The sequence below is a fragment of the Caldivirga maquilingensis IC-167 genome (genome assembly GCF_000018305.1).
Taxonomy (GTDB): domain Archaea; phylum Thermoproteota; class Thermoprotei; order Thermoproteales; family Thermocladiaceae; genus Caldivirga; species Caldivirga maquilingensis.
Genome location: NC_009954.1, coordinates 1550322 through 1563772 on the forward strand (window position 1 = coordinate 1550322; position 13451 = coordinate 1563772).

16 protein-coding genes are annotated in these 13451 nt (G+C 44.4%); 7 read left to right on the top strand and 9 right to left on the bottom strand.

Translation table 11 applies throughout. The features are described from left to right. Positions 1-141: 141 nt before the first annotated feature. The 3 genes from rfbC to CMAQ_RS07590 all read right to left on the bottom strand — a co-directional run bounded on the left by rfbC (position 142) and on the right by CMAQ_RS07590 (position 3023). On the bottom strand, positions 142-708 hold the full coding sequence (rfbC, locus tag CMAQ_RS07580) for a dTDP-4-dehydrorhamnose 3,5-epimerase (RefSeq protein WP_012186516.1): 567 nt from the start codon (positions 706-708) through the stop codon (positions 142-144). 281 nt (positions 709-989) lie between these two features. Further along, the gene (locus CMAQ_RS07585) at positions 990-1958 is read right to left on the bottom strand and encodes an NAD-dependent epimerase/dehydratase family protein (protein ID WP_012186517.1); all 969 of its coding nucleotides are present in this window, start codon (positions 1956-1958) and stop codon (positions 990-992) included. Positions 1959-1961: 3 nt separating this feature from the next. Next, a complete protein-coding gene (locus CMAQ_RS07590; protein ID WP_012186518.1) occupies positions 1962-3023 on the bottom strand; it encodes a glucose-1-phosphate thymidylyltransferase in 1062 nt (353 codons plus the stop codon). Between the two features lie 103 nt (positions 3024-3126). Here CMAQ_RS07590 and CMAQ_RS07595 point away from each other — a divergent pair, with 103 nt between their 5' ends. Further along, positions 3127-4605, top strand: a complete 1479-nt coding sequence (locus CMAQ_RS07595) for an MATE family efflux transporter (RefSeq protein WP_012186519.1) — start codon at positions 3127-3129, stop codon at positions 4603-4605. Positions 4606-4787: 182 nt separating this feature from the next. Continuing rightward, the gene (locus tag CMAQ_RS07600) at positions 4788-5462 is read left to right on the top strand and encodes a PD-(D/E)XK nuclease family protein (RefSeq protein WP_012186520.1); all 675 of its coding nucleotides are present in this window, start codon (positions 4788-4790) and stop codon (positions 5460-5462) included. Positions 5463-5575: 113 nt separating this feature from the next. Here the strand turns inward: CMAQ_RS07600 and CMAQ_RS07605 are convergent, their stop codons facing one another. Next, on the bottom strand, positions 5576-5956 hold the full coding sequence (locus CMAQ_RS07605; RefSeq protein WP_012186521.1) for a hypothetical protein: 381 nt from the start codon (positions 5954-5956) through the stop codon (positions 5576-5578). Between the two features lie 101 nt (positions 5957-6057). On the opposite strand from CMAQ_RS07605, the gene CMAQ_RS07610 reads away from it, so the two are divergent. Beyond that, positions 6058-6249 carry a hypothetical protein gene (locus CMAQ_RS07610; RefSeq protein WP_048062746.1) on the top strand — a complete coding sequence of 64 codons (192 nt, stop codon included), beginning with the start codon at positions 6058-6060 and terminating at the stop codon, positions 6247-6249. Positions 6250-6293: 44 nt separating this feature from the next. Here CMAQ_RS07610 and CMAQ_RS07615 read toward each other — a convergent pair whose 3' ends face one another. Further along, positions 6294-7334: a hypothetical protein gene (locus CMAQ_RS07615; protein WP_198002068.1), complete on the bottom strand. Its 1041-nt coding sequence runs from the start codon at positions 7332-7334 to the stop codon at positions 6294-6296. 114 nt (positions 7335-7448) lie between these two features. On the opposite strand from CMAQ_RS07615, the gene CMAQ_RS07620 reads away from it, so the two are divergent. Together CMAQ_RS07620 and CMAQ_RS07625 are read left to right on the top strand one after the other, a co-directional pair. Further along, positions 7449-8261 (top strand): molybdopterin-dependent oxidoreductase, encoded by an 813-nt coding sequence (locus tag CMAQ_RS07620; protein WP_012186523.1) that lies wholly within the window; start codon positions 7449-7451, stop codon positions 8259-8261. Positions 8262-8263: 2 nt separating this feature from the next. Next, positions 8264-8761 carry a hypothetical protein gene (locus tag CMAQ_RS07625; RefSeq protein WP_012186524.1) on the top strand — a complete coding sequence of 166 codons (498 nt, stop codon included), beginning with the start codon at positions 8264-8266 and terminating at the stop codon, positions 8759-8761. A gap of 597 nt (positions 8762-9358) precedes the next feature. On the opposite strand, the gene CMAQ_RS10945 is transcribed toward CMAQ_RS07625, so the two are convergent. Continuing rightward, positions 9359-9490 carry a hypothetical protein gene (locus CMAQ_RS10945; RefSeq protein ID WP_269479079.1) on the bottom strand — a complete coding sequence of 44 codons (132 nt, stop codon included), beginning with the start codon at positions 9488-9490 and terminating at the stop codon, positions 9359-9361. A 456-nt stretch (positions 9491-9946) separates the two neighbouring features. Beyond that, the gene (locus CMAQ_RS07630; RefSeq protein ID WP_012186525.1) at positions 9947-10309 is read right to left on the bottom strand and encodes a hypothetical protein; all 363 of its coding nucleotides are present in this window, start codon (positions 10307-10309) and stop codon (positions 9947-9949) included. Between the two features lie 299 nt (positions 10310-10608). Between CMAQ_RS07630 and CMAQ_RS07635 the strand changes: the two genes are divergently transcribed. Together CMAQ_RS07635 and CMAQ_RS07640 are read left to right on the top strand one after the other, a co-directional pair. Next, a complete protein-coding gene (locus tag CMAQ_RS07635) occupies positions 10609-11469 on the top strand; it encodes a plastocyanin/azurin family copper-binding protein (protein ID WP_012186526.1) in 861 nt (286 codons plus the stop codon). Between the two features lie 2 nt (positions 11470-11471). Continuing rightward, on the top strand, positions 11472-11696 hold the full coding sequence (locus CMAQ_RS07640) for a hypothetical protein (RefSeq protein ID WP_012186527.1): 225 nt from the start codon (positions 11472-11474) through the stop codon (positions 11694-11696). On the opposite strand, the gene CMAQ_RS07645 is transcribed toward CMAQ_RS07640, so the two are convergent. Together CMAQ_RS07645 and CMAQ_RS07650 are read right to left on the bottom strand one after the other, a co-directional pair. Next, positions 11693-12211, bottom strand: coding sequence for a helix-turn-helix transcriptional regulator (locus tag CMAQ_RS07645; RefSeq protein WP_012186528.1), 519 nt, complete (start codon positions 12209-12211; stop codon positions 11693-11695). The genes CMAQ_RS07640 and CMAQ_RS07645 overlap by 4 nt on opposite strands. Positions 12212-12325: 114 nt before the next feature. Further along, on the bottom strand, positions 12326-13378 hold the full coding sequence (locus CMAQ_RS07650) for an AAA family ATPase (RefSeq protein ID WP_012186529.1): 1053 nt from the start codon (positions 13376-13378) through the stop codon (positions 12326-12328). Positions 13379-13451: the final 73 nt, after the last annotated feature.

A 13451-nucleotide genomic window follows, 5' to 3' on the forward strand; every position in this document is an offset into this window, starting at 1 on the left:
CCTTAATGGAGAAAACTTCTACACTAATCCTTAGTTAAGTAGTCGGAAGCTAACTACGTACCTTACTTAATTCAATAAGTCTCTTAATAACAAGGATGGTGTTAATTTAGTGCGAATTCAAGGAGAAAGTGTTTATGCGTTTTATATTGGGTAGTTGAAGTTTGTTTCAGCGGCCTTGAGGGGTGGGCACTTGGAGTCCTTTTCACTGATTATTACATTACTTCTAATTGGCCATTCAATGCCTAACTCAGGGTCATCCCATTTCACGCACCTCTCGTGTTGCGGACTATACTCCTTAGTCATTAGGTAGAGGAATACTGTGTCGTCCTCAAGGGCCTGGAAACCATGGGCGAAGCCGGGAGGCACCCAGAGTAGCCTTGGTTCATTGGTGCTCAACTCCACGGCCACATGCTTACCGAACCAGGGAGAACCCTTACGTACATCAACAGCCACATCAATCACACGACCCCTCAGTACAGTCACCAACTTACCCTGCTCCATGGGCTTAAGCTGATAATGAAGACCCCTAACCACACCCCTCCTTGAGACTGATGTACTCAATTGAGTGAAGTCATAGAACACCCCATTAGCTAGGAAGTCGGTTCGCTTCCAAAGCTCAGCAAAGAAACCCCTATGGTCCGGGAAGCGTTGATACTCTATTAAAATAACGTCAGGTATTTCCAGTCTCTTAAAGCTAAGGAACGGCATGGTGTTTAAACCCCACCCCCGCGTATTTATTTATTACCCCCACCTCATATGCTCTAACCCACTTAGCCTTAAACACTTGCTCTGAAAATCTTAGGGAGGGTGCATTAATGGTGTTTATACCGATCCTTTAGTGGTCATTGATAAGGTTACCTACGTGGTTAGGTTAAGGTAAACCGGCAGTAACCTAATGTAAGTGCCTTACCGGTTAAAAATCGAATTATAAGGGGACTGACCCCCATGCTTGCTAATACCTATACTTCAAGTGATGCGGAGGGCTACGTTTAGAGTCCCAGTACTTTCTTATACCATTTAACCGTGAACCACCTATCCTCTGGTTTCAGGTATCCTATGAGTAATTCATGGTATACCTGTCTGACACCATCCCTTACCTGGTATACTGTGTTGAAGCCTAGTTTACGGATTTTCGCGAAGGATAACCTATAACTCCTCCTATCCACCTCACCCCTGAATTTTATTTCAGCACCAGTTACCTGCTGCACCTCCTTGGCTATTTCAATTATCTTGTAATTCTGGTCATCGGAACCCACGTTGAATACCTGCCCACCAATCTCCTCAGGTGGCGTCTCCAGTATGAAGGCCACTGCCCTGGCTACATCAACCACGTGAACTAGGGGTCTTTCCTGCATTCCATCACCTTCAACCCATATCTTACCCTCGTTAAATGCCGATAAGGTCATTGCGTTAACCACTAGATCGAGGCGCATGCGCCTTGATGGCCCATAAACCGTGGAGAATCTAAGAGCCGTTGAGGTGAAGCCATTACCATTAAGCGGTAGCACCTCCCTCTCCGCCTGTAGGTTTGCCTTAGCGTAAACAGTCAGTGGGTTTGGGGTTGCGGTCTCATCAACAGTACCACTCTGCCTACCGTAAACACTGGCACTGGAGGCTAGTATGTAGCGTGCCACACCCTTCTCCTTAGCCATCTTAGCCATCCTGACCCTGGCCTCGTAATTAATCTGCCACGTTAACTGGGGTACAAGGTCCCCAGTGGGGTCGTTGGGTATTGCCGCTAAGTCAACCACCGCATCAACACCATTAAGGACCTCCGACCCCGCTTCCCTAGCATCAGCCTTAACTAGCTCGAAACCCTTTTCACCAATCACGTGGGATAACACATCCTCACCAAATATGAGCCAGTCCACACACCTAATTGAGTAGCCCTTCCTCATTAGATAGGGCACTAGCGTCGTCCCTATGTAGCCACCACAGCCAGTTACTAGCACTTTCATGGCTCACACCTCCTCAACCCTACCATTTTCACCAATAATCATCCTGTGTCTACCGTTTTTAAGTATTACATATGATCTAGGGCCTATTACCGAGTCCGTTAACCTAGCCTTACCCAGGTGTAGTGTAACGCCCTCGAGGATTAGGCTCCTTGATATGCTGCCGCTCTCCATGTGTACACCCTCCTCAAGGCTCACGAAGTGCTCAATCTCAGCATCCTTACCCACGTAGACACCCCTACCCACGTAGGCTGGTCCATGGACTGCGCCTTCCACGACAGCACCCTTCTCCACAATAACCCTACTACTTACCCTACCCCTCACGTCACCATCAATCCGCGGTTTAGCGTCATCAAGCATCAACTGCACTAAATCTATTAAATCCTCCGGTGTACCCATGTCCTTCCACCAACCAGTGGTTAATGAGTAACCAACCCTGTAATTATTATCTATGAACCATTGTATTAAATCAGTCACCTCATACTCACCACGGGCCGAGGGCCTCAGGTTGGAGAACGCCTTAGCCACTGCATCAGGGTCACGGAAGAAGTAGAGTCCAGTGACCACGTAGGAGTTAGGTATGGGTTGATTAGGCTTCTCAATAAGCCTAACCACCCTACCACCCTCCACCACGGCATTACCAAAGCGTTGAAACTGCTGATGCCTAGTGAGGACTATGAAGACGTCGTAACCACCCTCAAGAAACTCCCTGGCGAATCGCGTGAATGATTCCGAGAAGTAGTTGTCACCCAGAGCAACCACGAAGTCCTCCCTTAGGAAACCCTCCTCAATACCCCTGTAGATGGCGTGGGCAATGCCGAGGCGCCTCTCCTGGCGTATGTAGGTTACTGGGATGTTGAGTCTTGGGTCATTGTTGAAGTAGTCCATGAATAATTCACTAAACCTACCCACAACAAGCCCAATCCTACTAACATCAATATCCTTTAACTTATCCATGGTGTAGGCAACAAGGGGTTTACCGAGGATGGAGATGAGGGGTTTAGGTATTGAGTATGATAATGGCCTCATGCGTTCACCAATACCAGCAACTAAAATAAGTCCAAGCATTATCAATTACCTTAATGCACCACTTTATAAGTATAGCATACATACTTCACTTAATTCAAGGTTCATAATTACTTAAAAAGGATCCCTAAACCACAGTACCGTAATGAGCAGGTTGCTTAATGAGCCAGCTGTATTAGGCATATTGACTAACTACGCCTCAACCATAGTTAACTATGCATTAGCCATAGCCTACTTAATTGTCTTAACTAAATTCATTCCATTAACGCAATACGGTTACTACAACGCCATAGTGGCATTATTATCTATTGTGAGCCTATTCTTCCCAACATTCGGCATAGATAATGCAGTGGCTAGGGAGGCAGCCATGGCTCATGCCTCAGGGCGTGGTGTGGATGGCTACTACTCGGCATTATTCGCCCTAACATTCACCTTAACCATGGGGTATGTGGTAGCCTCAATGGCGTTAATACCGGTTTTCATTAGGGATGGTGTACCATCATGGTTAATGGGCATCATATACATTAACGCCGTTTCAGCGTTAATAAGCATGCTTGTTGGTGTCATGGGTTTTTACCTATGGGCAACGGGTAGGGTTGTGTCCCAGGGTGTTGGTTCAACATTAGGTAGTTTAACTTATAGGGTTGGTGAAGTGGCCTTGGTGTTGATTCTTCGTAACGTATATGCCATAGCCTTATCGGTATTACTTAATAATATCGTGACCTTAGCCTACTACCTTTCTAGGGTTAGGGTTTTACCTAGGCTTAAGTTAGGTTACAGTGTGCTTAAGGCTAGGGTTAAGGCATTCCTTAACTCTGGGTTTCAATTCTGGTTAGCATACTACATTAATTCAATGTACGGCAGTATCCTAGCCTACCTGGTTTTCAAAACCATTGGACCAACCTACTCTGGACTATACGGCTTATCCATTACCGCACTTGGTTCAGTGACCGGGTTTAGTGGGGCTGTGGGTAGTGTCTTTGGTTCAATGGCCTCAAGGGGCTTAGCCATGGGTGTTGACTTAAATACTATGACTAGGGATTACGCCAAATCAATGACGGTGATTACAGCAGTATTATCATTGGCAGCAGTTGCTCTCCTTCCCCTTGCCCCAATTATCCACATCTTCAACGGTGAATACGTTAAGGCAATACCATACCTAGCCCTCTTAATTGGTACAGCACCAGTATCCACTATTGATACAGTCTACATGATGTATTACTGGGTTAATGGTAAGGGTTGGTTAGCAGTGGAGAGGTCGCTGGTTGGGGCATTGGTAATGATTGCAGTATTCATGCTCCTGGTTAAGGAACTAGGCCTATACGCCGCAGTGGCCGCATCATACGCCGGTACAGTGGCTATTGTTGTGCTTTACTGGCTTAATAATAGGCCCTGGGGGCTTGGCTTTGGCCTTGTGGCATCATTATCCGTGCTAATGCCCACTGTATCAGCATTACCAATAGCCTTATACGACCCATTACTACCCTGGCCCCTCTTCCAACTAACCCTACTGGCATTATTCACCATAATAATGCTCCTCATTAAACCAGTAAGCATCAGCATAATCAATGATACGCCAAGGATACTAAGACCACTGTTAAAACCCTTCACCAGGAGGAATTAATCCATGATCCATGGGGTTGTTTCATCATGATTAATGAGTAAGTGATGATGACTCCTCCACCATACTAACAATACTCCCATCCACCTCATAACGCTTCATTCCAGTAAGGATTAGTTTAAGGATGAAGAATCAATGATTCATGGAAAAATTTATAACCAAGATACAGTGCTTCTAAATGAGTAATGTCGCTTATAGATGAAGTTAAGAGAGTACTCATGGAGCACCCGGAAATCCTAGTGGAGGTCTTGGTATCAAGGCCGCAGATAATATACGAGGCATTATCGAAGATAGCGCCCTGGCAAAACCTGGCCACGAAAGACGACATTAGGCGATTGGAGGAGAGGATTAATGCACTCGAGGCCAGAATGGCCACTAAGGATGATCTTAGACAGTTCGCAACTAAGGAAGACTTAAAGCAATTCGCAACGAAGGAGGATCTTCAACGTGAGGTTAGGAGGCTTGAGAACATGATCACGGCTCTTGGTGTAAGGTGGGGTATTTTCAGTGAGGATGCGTTTAGGCAGGGTTTACTTGAGATTCTTAGGGGTGCTGGTTGGTTTGTTTCCCAGGAGTTCATTTATGATAAGGATGGTTACGTGTTTGGTGAACCCTCTGAGGTGGAGGTGAACATTGTGGTTAAGGATGGCTTAACCATCATGGTGGAGTTAACATCAGCATTAAAGAGGGGTGACTTACCCATTATTAAGCGTAAGAAGGTGCTTTACGAGAAATTGAAGAATGTCTCAGTAAGTAGGGTTTACGTAATAACACCATTCATTCATGATAAGTACCCGGATAGGGTTAAGGCCATGGCTAAGGACATGGGAATAGAGGTAGTATACCCAACACCCCAGTAACCCAATATTCATGAATATTGAGAATTAATGAGACTAAGCCAACATAAGGCATTCTCAATTACTACGCATCCAGCCATTTAACCAAGTTCCTTTACCCGGCTTCATAAGTTCATTTAACTCCTTCTAGATCCTAGCCAAGTCACTGTAACTAGGATTATTATAATAATATCAATCACTATTACAGCAATAATCACTGGGTTAATTGTTGGAAGTGGGTAACCTAATACTGGTGCTGGGAATACCCTAGATTCAGTTAGGAGTAGGTAATTTATCCATGAGTAAACCAGTATGGGTATGTACATTACCCTAACACCCACCAGTAGAAGTACAGCCGTTATTATTGCTAGTATGGCGTCAATTATGAAGAAGTAACCCACCACTGGTAGGAGTCTCACTAATGGTATTGATATGAATAGGTGTATTCCAGCCCATACTAGGAATAAGACCCCTGATATGACCCTCACAGGTAAGTAAACCCTAGACAAGGTACTCATGGTGAGTTTTAATTAACTAAAGTATTAAAGTATTATTCGCAATATACTAATAAAGTGCATACTGAAAAAAGTTTAAAAGATTAAGACACAGTATCATGATCATGGATACTGTGGGATGGGTAATAATAGCCCTATCAATAATAGTGATAGTGGTGGGTGGAGTATTCCTAGCCATGATGCCAATGCATAATAATCAACACGCCGCAGCACCGCAAACCACATCTACAACTAAAACAACCACAACCACCACAACCAATAGTACAACAACCACAAAGCCGTCATGGGGTGGTTAAGGGCCCTTTAATTTAATGATTATATTAAAATAATGCTGCCGTAATCATGTTTTCCACCTACCCCTCAGGTATAATGCTGCCCCAATTAATAGGCCTAATATTAGGCTGAGCACACCCTCGTAAAGTAGGTAGCCCCTTGACACTGATAGTACACTGTAGTCACCGTAGGCGAATAGGCCTAGGGTGATTGCACCCAAGCCCCTTACTAGCACTGACTTAAAATACCTGAAAACTGAGGTGAATGATACGAATAGGCTAAGGTAGAGGAGTGTTAATGATGGTACTATGAGTGTCGTGTAGAATGCACCGTAGTTAATGTTACCCACAGCTATTAGCACCATGGATGCTGGGATAAGTATCCTCAGTAATGAACCCCTCCTCAATGAGGTTAATAGGTTCTTAATCATGAGGAATTCAGCCAATATGAGTCCAAGATTACCCACCGCTGACGCATAGGCTCCGAGTAAAGCCGGCTTTAGGAAGGAGCCGTATAGTAATGCTGCACCACCAATTATCATTGAGTATATTATGAACCTTGAGTAACCCCCCTCACCCCTAATGAATGTTGATAACGTTATGCAAACCACCAGTAGTGATGATGATAAAATGTTAGTGAATAAATCAGGCACAGGCGGGGTAATGCCCTGAGTCACCCTCCACCCAATGGGCAGTATTATTAATAGTAGTTGGAGTAGGGCTATTACCGGGAAGAGGTAGTAGGGGTTGGTTAATAATGCCGCAACCACAATGACACCAATCATAATGGATAAGGCCACTGCTACTGCACCATCAAGGTTAAGGACGTAGTAGGGTATGTATACTGCAGTGTATATTACGTAAAGGTAGTAGCTTATTAACCAACTCACTAGGAATACGTACCCAAGTAACTCATGGGTACTCCTACTGTAGCCGTAGAGACCCTGGTAATCCCACTTAACGTTGACAAGCAGGTAGGTTAAGTAGGCTATTATGAAGCCGAGGACTATTGATGGTAAAGCCACGTACAGTGATAAGTGGGTATTAGCGAGAACAGCCGGTGCTATTGTTGATAATATTAACGTAAACGTGAAGAAACCCCTCCTCACGTTGGGAGACTGATTCATTAGGTAAATAAGCATTTCCACACAATCACTAATGCTGATTAATTTTGAGTAAATTCTGAAAAACGTATTTAAGAACAATACTAGTAATGATTAATCATGAGCATGGATAGGAGGAAATTCCTAGCATTACTATTAGGCACAGGGGCCACTGCATTAGCCGCTGGTTCACTGCAAAGGATTCTAAGCAATAGTAGCCCAGTGGCCAGTAGGATTGAGGAGGTTGTGGGTAATGCAACCACCAGTGGTAATACAACAACCATTACAGCACCCTCAACCTCCCACATCTCTGCAATTAAGAAATTCCCCACCAAGCCACCTGCCAATGCAACCAGCACCACTGCCACTAACTCCACCACACCGGTGATTAATCCAAGTGAGTTAACGCCGTTGGATGAGTGGTATATTGTTCAAATAGGCCCAACACAATACTTGAATATAAACAACTACGTATTAACAGTGGATGGTTTAGTGGAGAATCCCCTCCAGTTAACCTACAGTGATTTATTGAAAATGCCCTCTAAAACAATACTGGACACTATACAATGCGTCTCAGACTCCTACTTCCTAAAGGCCACAGTGGAGTGGACTGGCGTACCCCTTAAGTACATTCTCAACGAGGCTGGTGTTAAGGAGGGTGCAGTGAAGGTTATCTCATATGCAGCCGACGGCTACACCAGTGATTTACCGTTATGGAAGGCCATGGAGGACGACACCCTGGTGGCCTATATGGCTGATGAGCAACCACTACTCCACTCCCACGGCTACCCAGTGAGGCTTGTGGTACCCAGGTGGTGGGGTTATAAGTACACTAAGTGGCTTATTAAGTTAACGGTAACCAATGAGAACTACCTAGGTTACTGGGAGTCTGATGGCTACCCTGATATCGCCAGGAAGAGTAACGGTGCTTAATCATGCGGCTTCACCTAAAGCCGGAGTTAATTGAGTACTCACTATTCTACCTAGGGGTTTCATCATCAACAATAGCCCTATACCTTAAGAATACACCATTAGGCATCCTTGGATTAGCCATTATGGCCTACCCAATCCTTGGAATGAGCCTAAGCAAAACAATATACTCACCTGACTTCCAAAGGAAGACGGCATGGGTATTATTGGCTTTATCACTAATGGAGGCCTTAACAGGATTCGGGGCTGGGCCAACCACAGCCAGCATTGTGTATTACGCAACATTCGGGTTATTGAATAGGGGCTTATCACTTCAATTACACATAATCCTAATAGCACCCCTAGCCTTCTTCTTCATACTCCACATAGCCAGCGGCATAGGTATGGCATTAATTAGGAGGAGGATAACATGGCAACCACTCTACAACTACGTAATACCAGCCGTATTAATACTAGCCTTCTCAGCAGTCATGTACATGTACAGTGAATTAATCATACCATAACAACCCCCTATTACCTAAATGAAGCAGAATTCCACCTTAAATGCAATCAACCATGGTACTCCGGCTACTTACTCGGCGCAATTCAATTAATGAACACACCCTATTAATACAGCCACTGAAGTTAACAATGGCTTCAAACAATGATGAAGCTTAAATTCAATCACATTACAGATTAAAAGATAACGCCTACAGAACATCCCCACCCAGTGAGGCCTCAAACGAATTAAAAGGGTAAAAATTGAATTAAAGGAAAGATACCCTTATAAATCCATAAAATGGTTGAGGGAGCTTTAGATGAAGGCTTCACCGTCTGATTCCATGATGGATACCAGGCTGCTCTGAGGCTCCCCCGCCCACCACCTTACCAGTTCCCCTAGTCTTCTTTATTGCTTTATCATGTTAGGGGTTTTTTAAATTTTATTTTAAGTTTTAGGAATCAATATTTTTAATTCCTCGCATAATACTGGGTACACTATAGCTGGCCTCCTTCCCGTATGGGTTGGGTCGTCTATGGGGAAGTGCATAGGCATGTAATGCCAAACCCTTGGATTGAAGAATATTTTAAACTTAAAGTAAAATGTTACTTGGCTTAGGTAGTTAAGGTGGTGGAGTGAATGGTGGCTGAGGCTTTAAGGTAATCAATGGCCTCCATAGCCTTGTAACAGCACCTATGAATGGCCTAATCACCTTTACCCAAAGCGCATAGAGTATTATGGCTGTTGCAACCACGGGTAGTATTTATTCCCAATTAATGCAATGAAGACAAGCATTGGTAAATCAGCGTGCAGGAAATTACACTGAACTCAGTATAATAAACCACTGTTATTGAGCATTCCGATAACGTGGTTAACTAAAGCTGAAACCACACCATTTGGGCCTTCCAAAGTCAAGGTAAGGGTATTGAAGGCAAGCAGTCCCCTAGTTGCAACACATCTTCTACATCTACAGTATCCACTGATATATGCGTCACCATGAAGGTGAATGCGTCAATCTGTGGATATAAAAATGGTTGGCCTCCCCCTTTACTGGTTAATTTCACGAAGACGCAATTAGCCATATGATGTAATAATTCGCGTAAATTTTGCTTAAAAGGCTACGGAATAATTCACTCATCATGGAGCAGTGTATAGTGGAATTGAATGAAGATCAGTGAACCCGGTGGGATTTGAATCCATGATCTACGGCTTAAACTATTGTTATTTGAAAACCTTGACTCACTAAGTCTGTTAAGGCGTAGTGGTGTTCCTCATCACCTATTAACCTAATGCTCCTAGGCAACTTATCCCTCACGTTTAAGTGGGGTGGTGATGCGCAGTATCCACATGCACCCAGTATCACGTTCTCCATTAAAGCCCTCTCGTAGGCTGGCCTTAACCCCTTATAAGGGCTTTCAGTAACAGGTATCTTAACCCCTGGCCCATCAAGGTAAACGTAAACATCATTACCAGCCTTCTTAAGCTCCACAGCATAATGAAATGCATGAGCCGCCCTTATTGAATCCACTAGGTTTGATGGATCACCCATCACTATGAACAGTATCTTAGCCATACATGAGCCAAGGCTTAATGATTATTTAAGACTTTTCCACCTATTCAAGTTGCATTAACATAGTTAAGATACCTTAGCCAGTAATAGGCTTACCCAGGTACTTCATTAACAGTAATTAGGGGTAGGATTAGCATGTAGAGAGAGTACTCTCCAGATCATTTACCTCAACTACTGGGGTTATTAGTGTTTGAGCATTTTCATACGGGTTTCCATGCTGGTTTCAGCTGTTGGAAACCGGGAATGTTAAGGTTACACCGAGGATTTTTAAGGCATTATACCGTAAACCCGCTCGACCAAGTATGAACAGGAAAACCTGGTTAATAGTGGGTGTAGTAACCGTGTTGGTTACAGTGGGTGCACTGGTTCTGGCTGCCAACGCATACTACTATTACTACTACAGTAACTACTATGGTGGAGTACCGTACTCCGGCCCCTGGGGTATGATGAGTTGGATGTGGGGTTACTGGAGTGGGTACGTGCATCCAGTGGGCATTAATGCACCTGGTTACGTAAACCCAACGACGGGTTACGCATCGTTCACAATACCCATTAGTAAGGCTGTTAACTTATCCATGAGTACCCCAAGTTACGTCCACGTATATAGGAGTAATAACACCATCGTGTTCACCAGTAGTGACATAACACTGGTGGCTTTAGCCATGATGGGTGATGACGCCGTTAACATGACTGGTATGCCGCTGCCTGGTTATGCCCACGGTGACGTCTTCGTGATATACGGTCTCATAAACCCAACACTGGTGATACCGCAGGGTGCTGTTGTTCACGTAATAGTCATTAACCTTGATGACGACATGTACCACAACCTAATAGTAACCGCAGTACCACCACCGTACCCGTATAACGTGATGCCTTACGTGGGCATGTATGGTGGCTACATGGGCCCAGGCATGATGACCATGATGCAGTGGCTACCGCCAGCTAACTATAATGCTGGCTACGCCTACGGTTACGAATACACCATAACCCTCAATGCCCCAGGCACATACTGGTACCTATGCACCTACCCTGGCCACGCACAGGATGGAATGTACGGTGAAGTAATAGTGACTGGTGATGCTGGTTACCAGGGTTCAGTGAATAGTAATGTTAACGCGTACTACGGGTACCCTGGTATGGGTCCTGGTATGATGGGGTGGTGAGTATGCCGTTCGGTTGCCCATGCATGTGGTGGGGTTGGGGTCCATGGTACATGGGTTGGGGATTCGGGTTCGGTTGGATAATTGGTGCACTACTATTCATACTATTCCTAATACTCATAGTGTTAGCCATAGTGTGGATAATTAGGGTAATACTGCGTGGATCAAGTGGACATAATGGGGATAATGGCCACCAGCATAGCAGCCAGCATGGCGGTATGTGTCATTAATCACCATTACTCTTAAAATCCTTAACCTTAATAATGTTTCTTCCCTTAACCTTAACCACCTCCACAAGACCCTTCTCCTCAAGCCTCTTAACAATCCTCCACACCCTAACCTTACTCAACCCTAAATCCCTAGTTAACTGGTACTGGTAAACCTCACCACCGGACTTAACTATATACCTAAGAACATCACGCTCCTGCCTTGGGAGTAGTCTTAAAACACGTTCAAGATCATTAACAGGTTCAGCGTTGGTTGATGCATTAACACTGGTTGATAACACCGCTGCATGATTACGCCTACCCATCATTGGTACGAATATGAGTAGTGCACCAATCACGAGTAGTGCCGTTGGTAGGAGTAGTGGGTAGTAGGCTAGGAAACCACCCATCATACCCATCATGTGGTAGTAGGCCATGCGGTTAATCATAACTAAACCACCGTAGATGAGTAATAAGCCTATGATGATTAATGAGGCACCAACCACAAGTAAAATAGTGTGTACAGCATCACTAGTCATTAGTTAATTAACATTACGCGCATTTATAAATCCTTCCCGGGATAAGTGGAATCATGGGTTTACCTTAATGCTTTAATTTAAAACCCGCATCCTGGATTAGGGTTTAGGCGTGGGCTATGGCTTAATTAACCCATTGCTCACTGCACGCTTAACCATTGGGTCATTAATTACGTAGCCACCATTAACCTTACTAATTAACCCCATATCCATTAGGCTCTTAATCACGTTACTTAACGCAGTGTCATTTATTGAACCAAGCCTGGCATTCACGTAACGCTTAATGGAGCCCCATGTTGATGAACCCATGGCTACGGATTCAAGAACAGCCACAAACCTAGCCCTAGCTGCACCATGGATCTCCAGTGCCTTATTCACCTCGGATGCGGCCAGTAGTGTTGCCTCATGGATTATCTCCTCAAGGCTTTTACCACGCCTAGTATACTCGTACCCGAACATTGTTAACCAGCCGATTACCCCATCTAATTCATTAACAGCCCTTTCAATAACATCATCATTAACCTTCACATTAACCTGCTCAAATCCCCTCCTCAGGAACTCCATGGATTTACCCCTAGGTAAAGGCTTAATCCTAATCTCATGTATCGACCTACCGTAGAGGGGTGATTCAGGGTCATTAAGCCTAAGAAACCTATACAACAACCCCACCTCCGAGCCTGAGATGACTACCCTCACGTTAACGTGATCGTAAATGTAGGCTAATAATTCATCAAACCTATAATTAGTGTTTCTAAGTAATTGAGCCTCATCAATAACCAACACAGTATTGCTTAAACCCTCAATAATGCTAAGTAATGCGCTCCTAACCTTCAACTTAACCTTAAGCCTAAACCCCAGGGCCCCAACCTCCAGGAAATCAAACCTACCCAGTATTCCCCTTAGCGTGGAGTCCTTACTCATTTCATTGATTATCAACTCCATGAAACCTCTCAGGGTTGGTTTATCACCAAGTAGCCTGCAGTCAATGAATATGTGATTAACGCCTAATTCATTAAGTCCAGTAAGCATTAGTGATGTCTTACCATACCTCCTAAGCCCAGTAACCAGGGTTATTTTATAATTCCTAACAGACTCCTGAAACTCGTGAAGCAGCTCATCGTAATCATAGAAATCCTCCCTCCTCCTCTTGGGCTCCGGGTCGAAGTACATTGCACTAAGCCCCCTTAGTTACTAAACCCCCTTAGTGTTTTTATCCCTTACTTAATCCTCAATGCGCATGCAC

What these genes read in the sequence shown, in the direction of transcription:
- rfbC (WP_012186516.1), bottom strand. Translation starts at nt 708, where the DNA reads ATGCCGTTCCTTAGCTTTAAGAGACTGGAAATACCTGACGTTATTTTA.
- CMAQ_RS07585 (WP_012186517.1), bottom strand. Translation starts at nt 1,958, where the DNA reads ATGAAAGTGCTAGTAACTGGCTGTGGTGGCTACATAGGGACGACGCTA.
- CMAQ_RS07590 (WP_012186518.1), bottom strand. Translation starts at nt 3,023, where the DNA reads ATGCTTGGACTTATTTTAGTTGCTGGTATTGGTGAACGCATGAGGCCA.
- CMAQ_RS07595 (WP_012186519.1), top strand. Translation starts at nt 3,127, where the DNA reads ATGAGCAGGTTGCTTAATGAGCCAGCTGTATTAGGCATATTGACTAAC.
- CMAQ_RS07600 (WP_012186520.1), top strand. Translation starts at nt 4,788, where the DNA reads ATGTCGCTTATAGATGAAGTTAAGAGAGTACTCATGGAGCACCCGGAA.
- CMAQ_RS07605 (WP_012186521.1), bottom strand. Translation starts at nt 5,956, where the DNA reads ATGAGTACCTTGTCTAGGGTTTACTTACCTGTGAGGGTCATATCAGGG.
- CMAQ_RS07610 (WP_048062746.1), top strand. Translation starts at nt 6,058, where the DNA reads ATGGATACTGTGGGATGGGTAATAATAGCCCTATCAATAATAGTGATA.
- CMAQ_RS07620 (WP_012186523.1), top strand. Translation starts at nt 7,449, where the DNA reads ATGAGCATGGATAGGAGGAAATTCCTAGCATTACTATTAGGCACAGGG.
- CMAQ_RS07625 (WP_012186524.1), top strand. Translation starts at nt 8,264, where the DNA reads ATGCGGCTTCACCTAAAGCCGGAGTTAATTGAGTACTCACTATTCTAC.
- CMAQ_RS07630 (WP_012186525.1), bottom strand. Translation starts at nt 10,309, where the DNA reads ATGGCTAAGATACTGTTCATAGTGATGGGTGATCCATCAAACCTAGTG.
- CMAQ_RS07635 (WP_012186526.1), top strand. Translation starts at nt 10,609, where the DNA reads ATGAACAGGAAAACCTGGTTAATAGTGGGTGTAGTAACCGTGTTGGTT.
- CMAQ_RS07640 (WP_012186527.1), top strand. Translation starts at nt 11,472, where the DNA reads ATGCCGTTCGGTTGCCCATGCATGTGGTGGGGTTGGGGTCCATGGTAC.
- CMAQ_RS07645 (WP_012186528.1), bottom strand. Translation starts at nt 12,211, where the DNA reads ATGACTAGTGATGCTGTACACACTATTTTACTTGTGGTTGGTGCCTCA.
- CMAQ_RS07650 (WP_012186529.1), bottom strand. Translation starts at nt 13,378, where the DNA reads ATGTACTTCGACCCGGAGCCCAAGAGGAGGAGGGAGGATTTCTATGAT.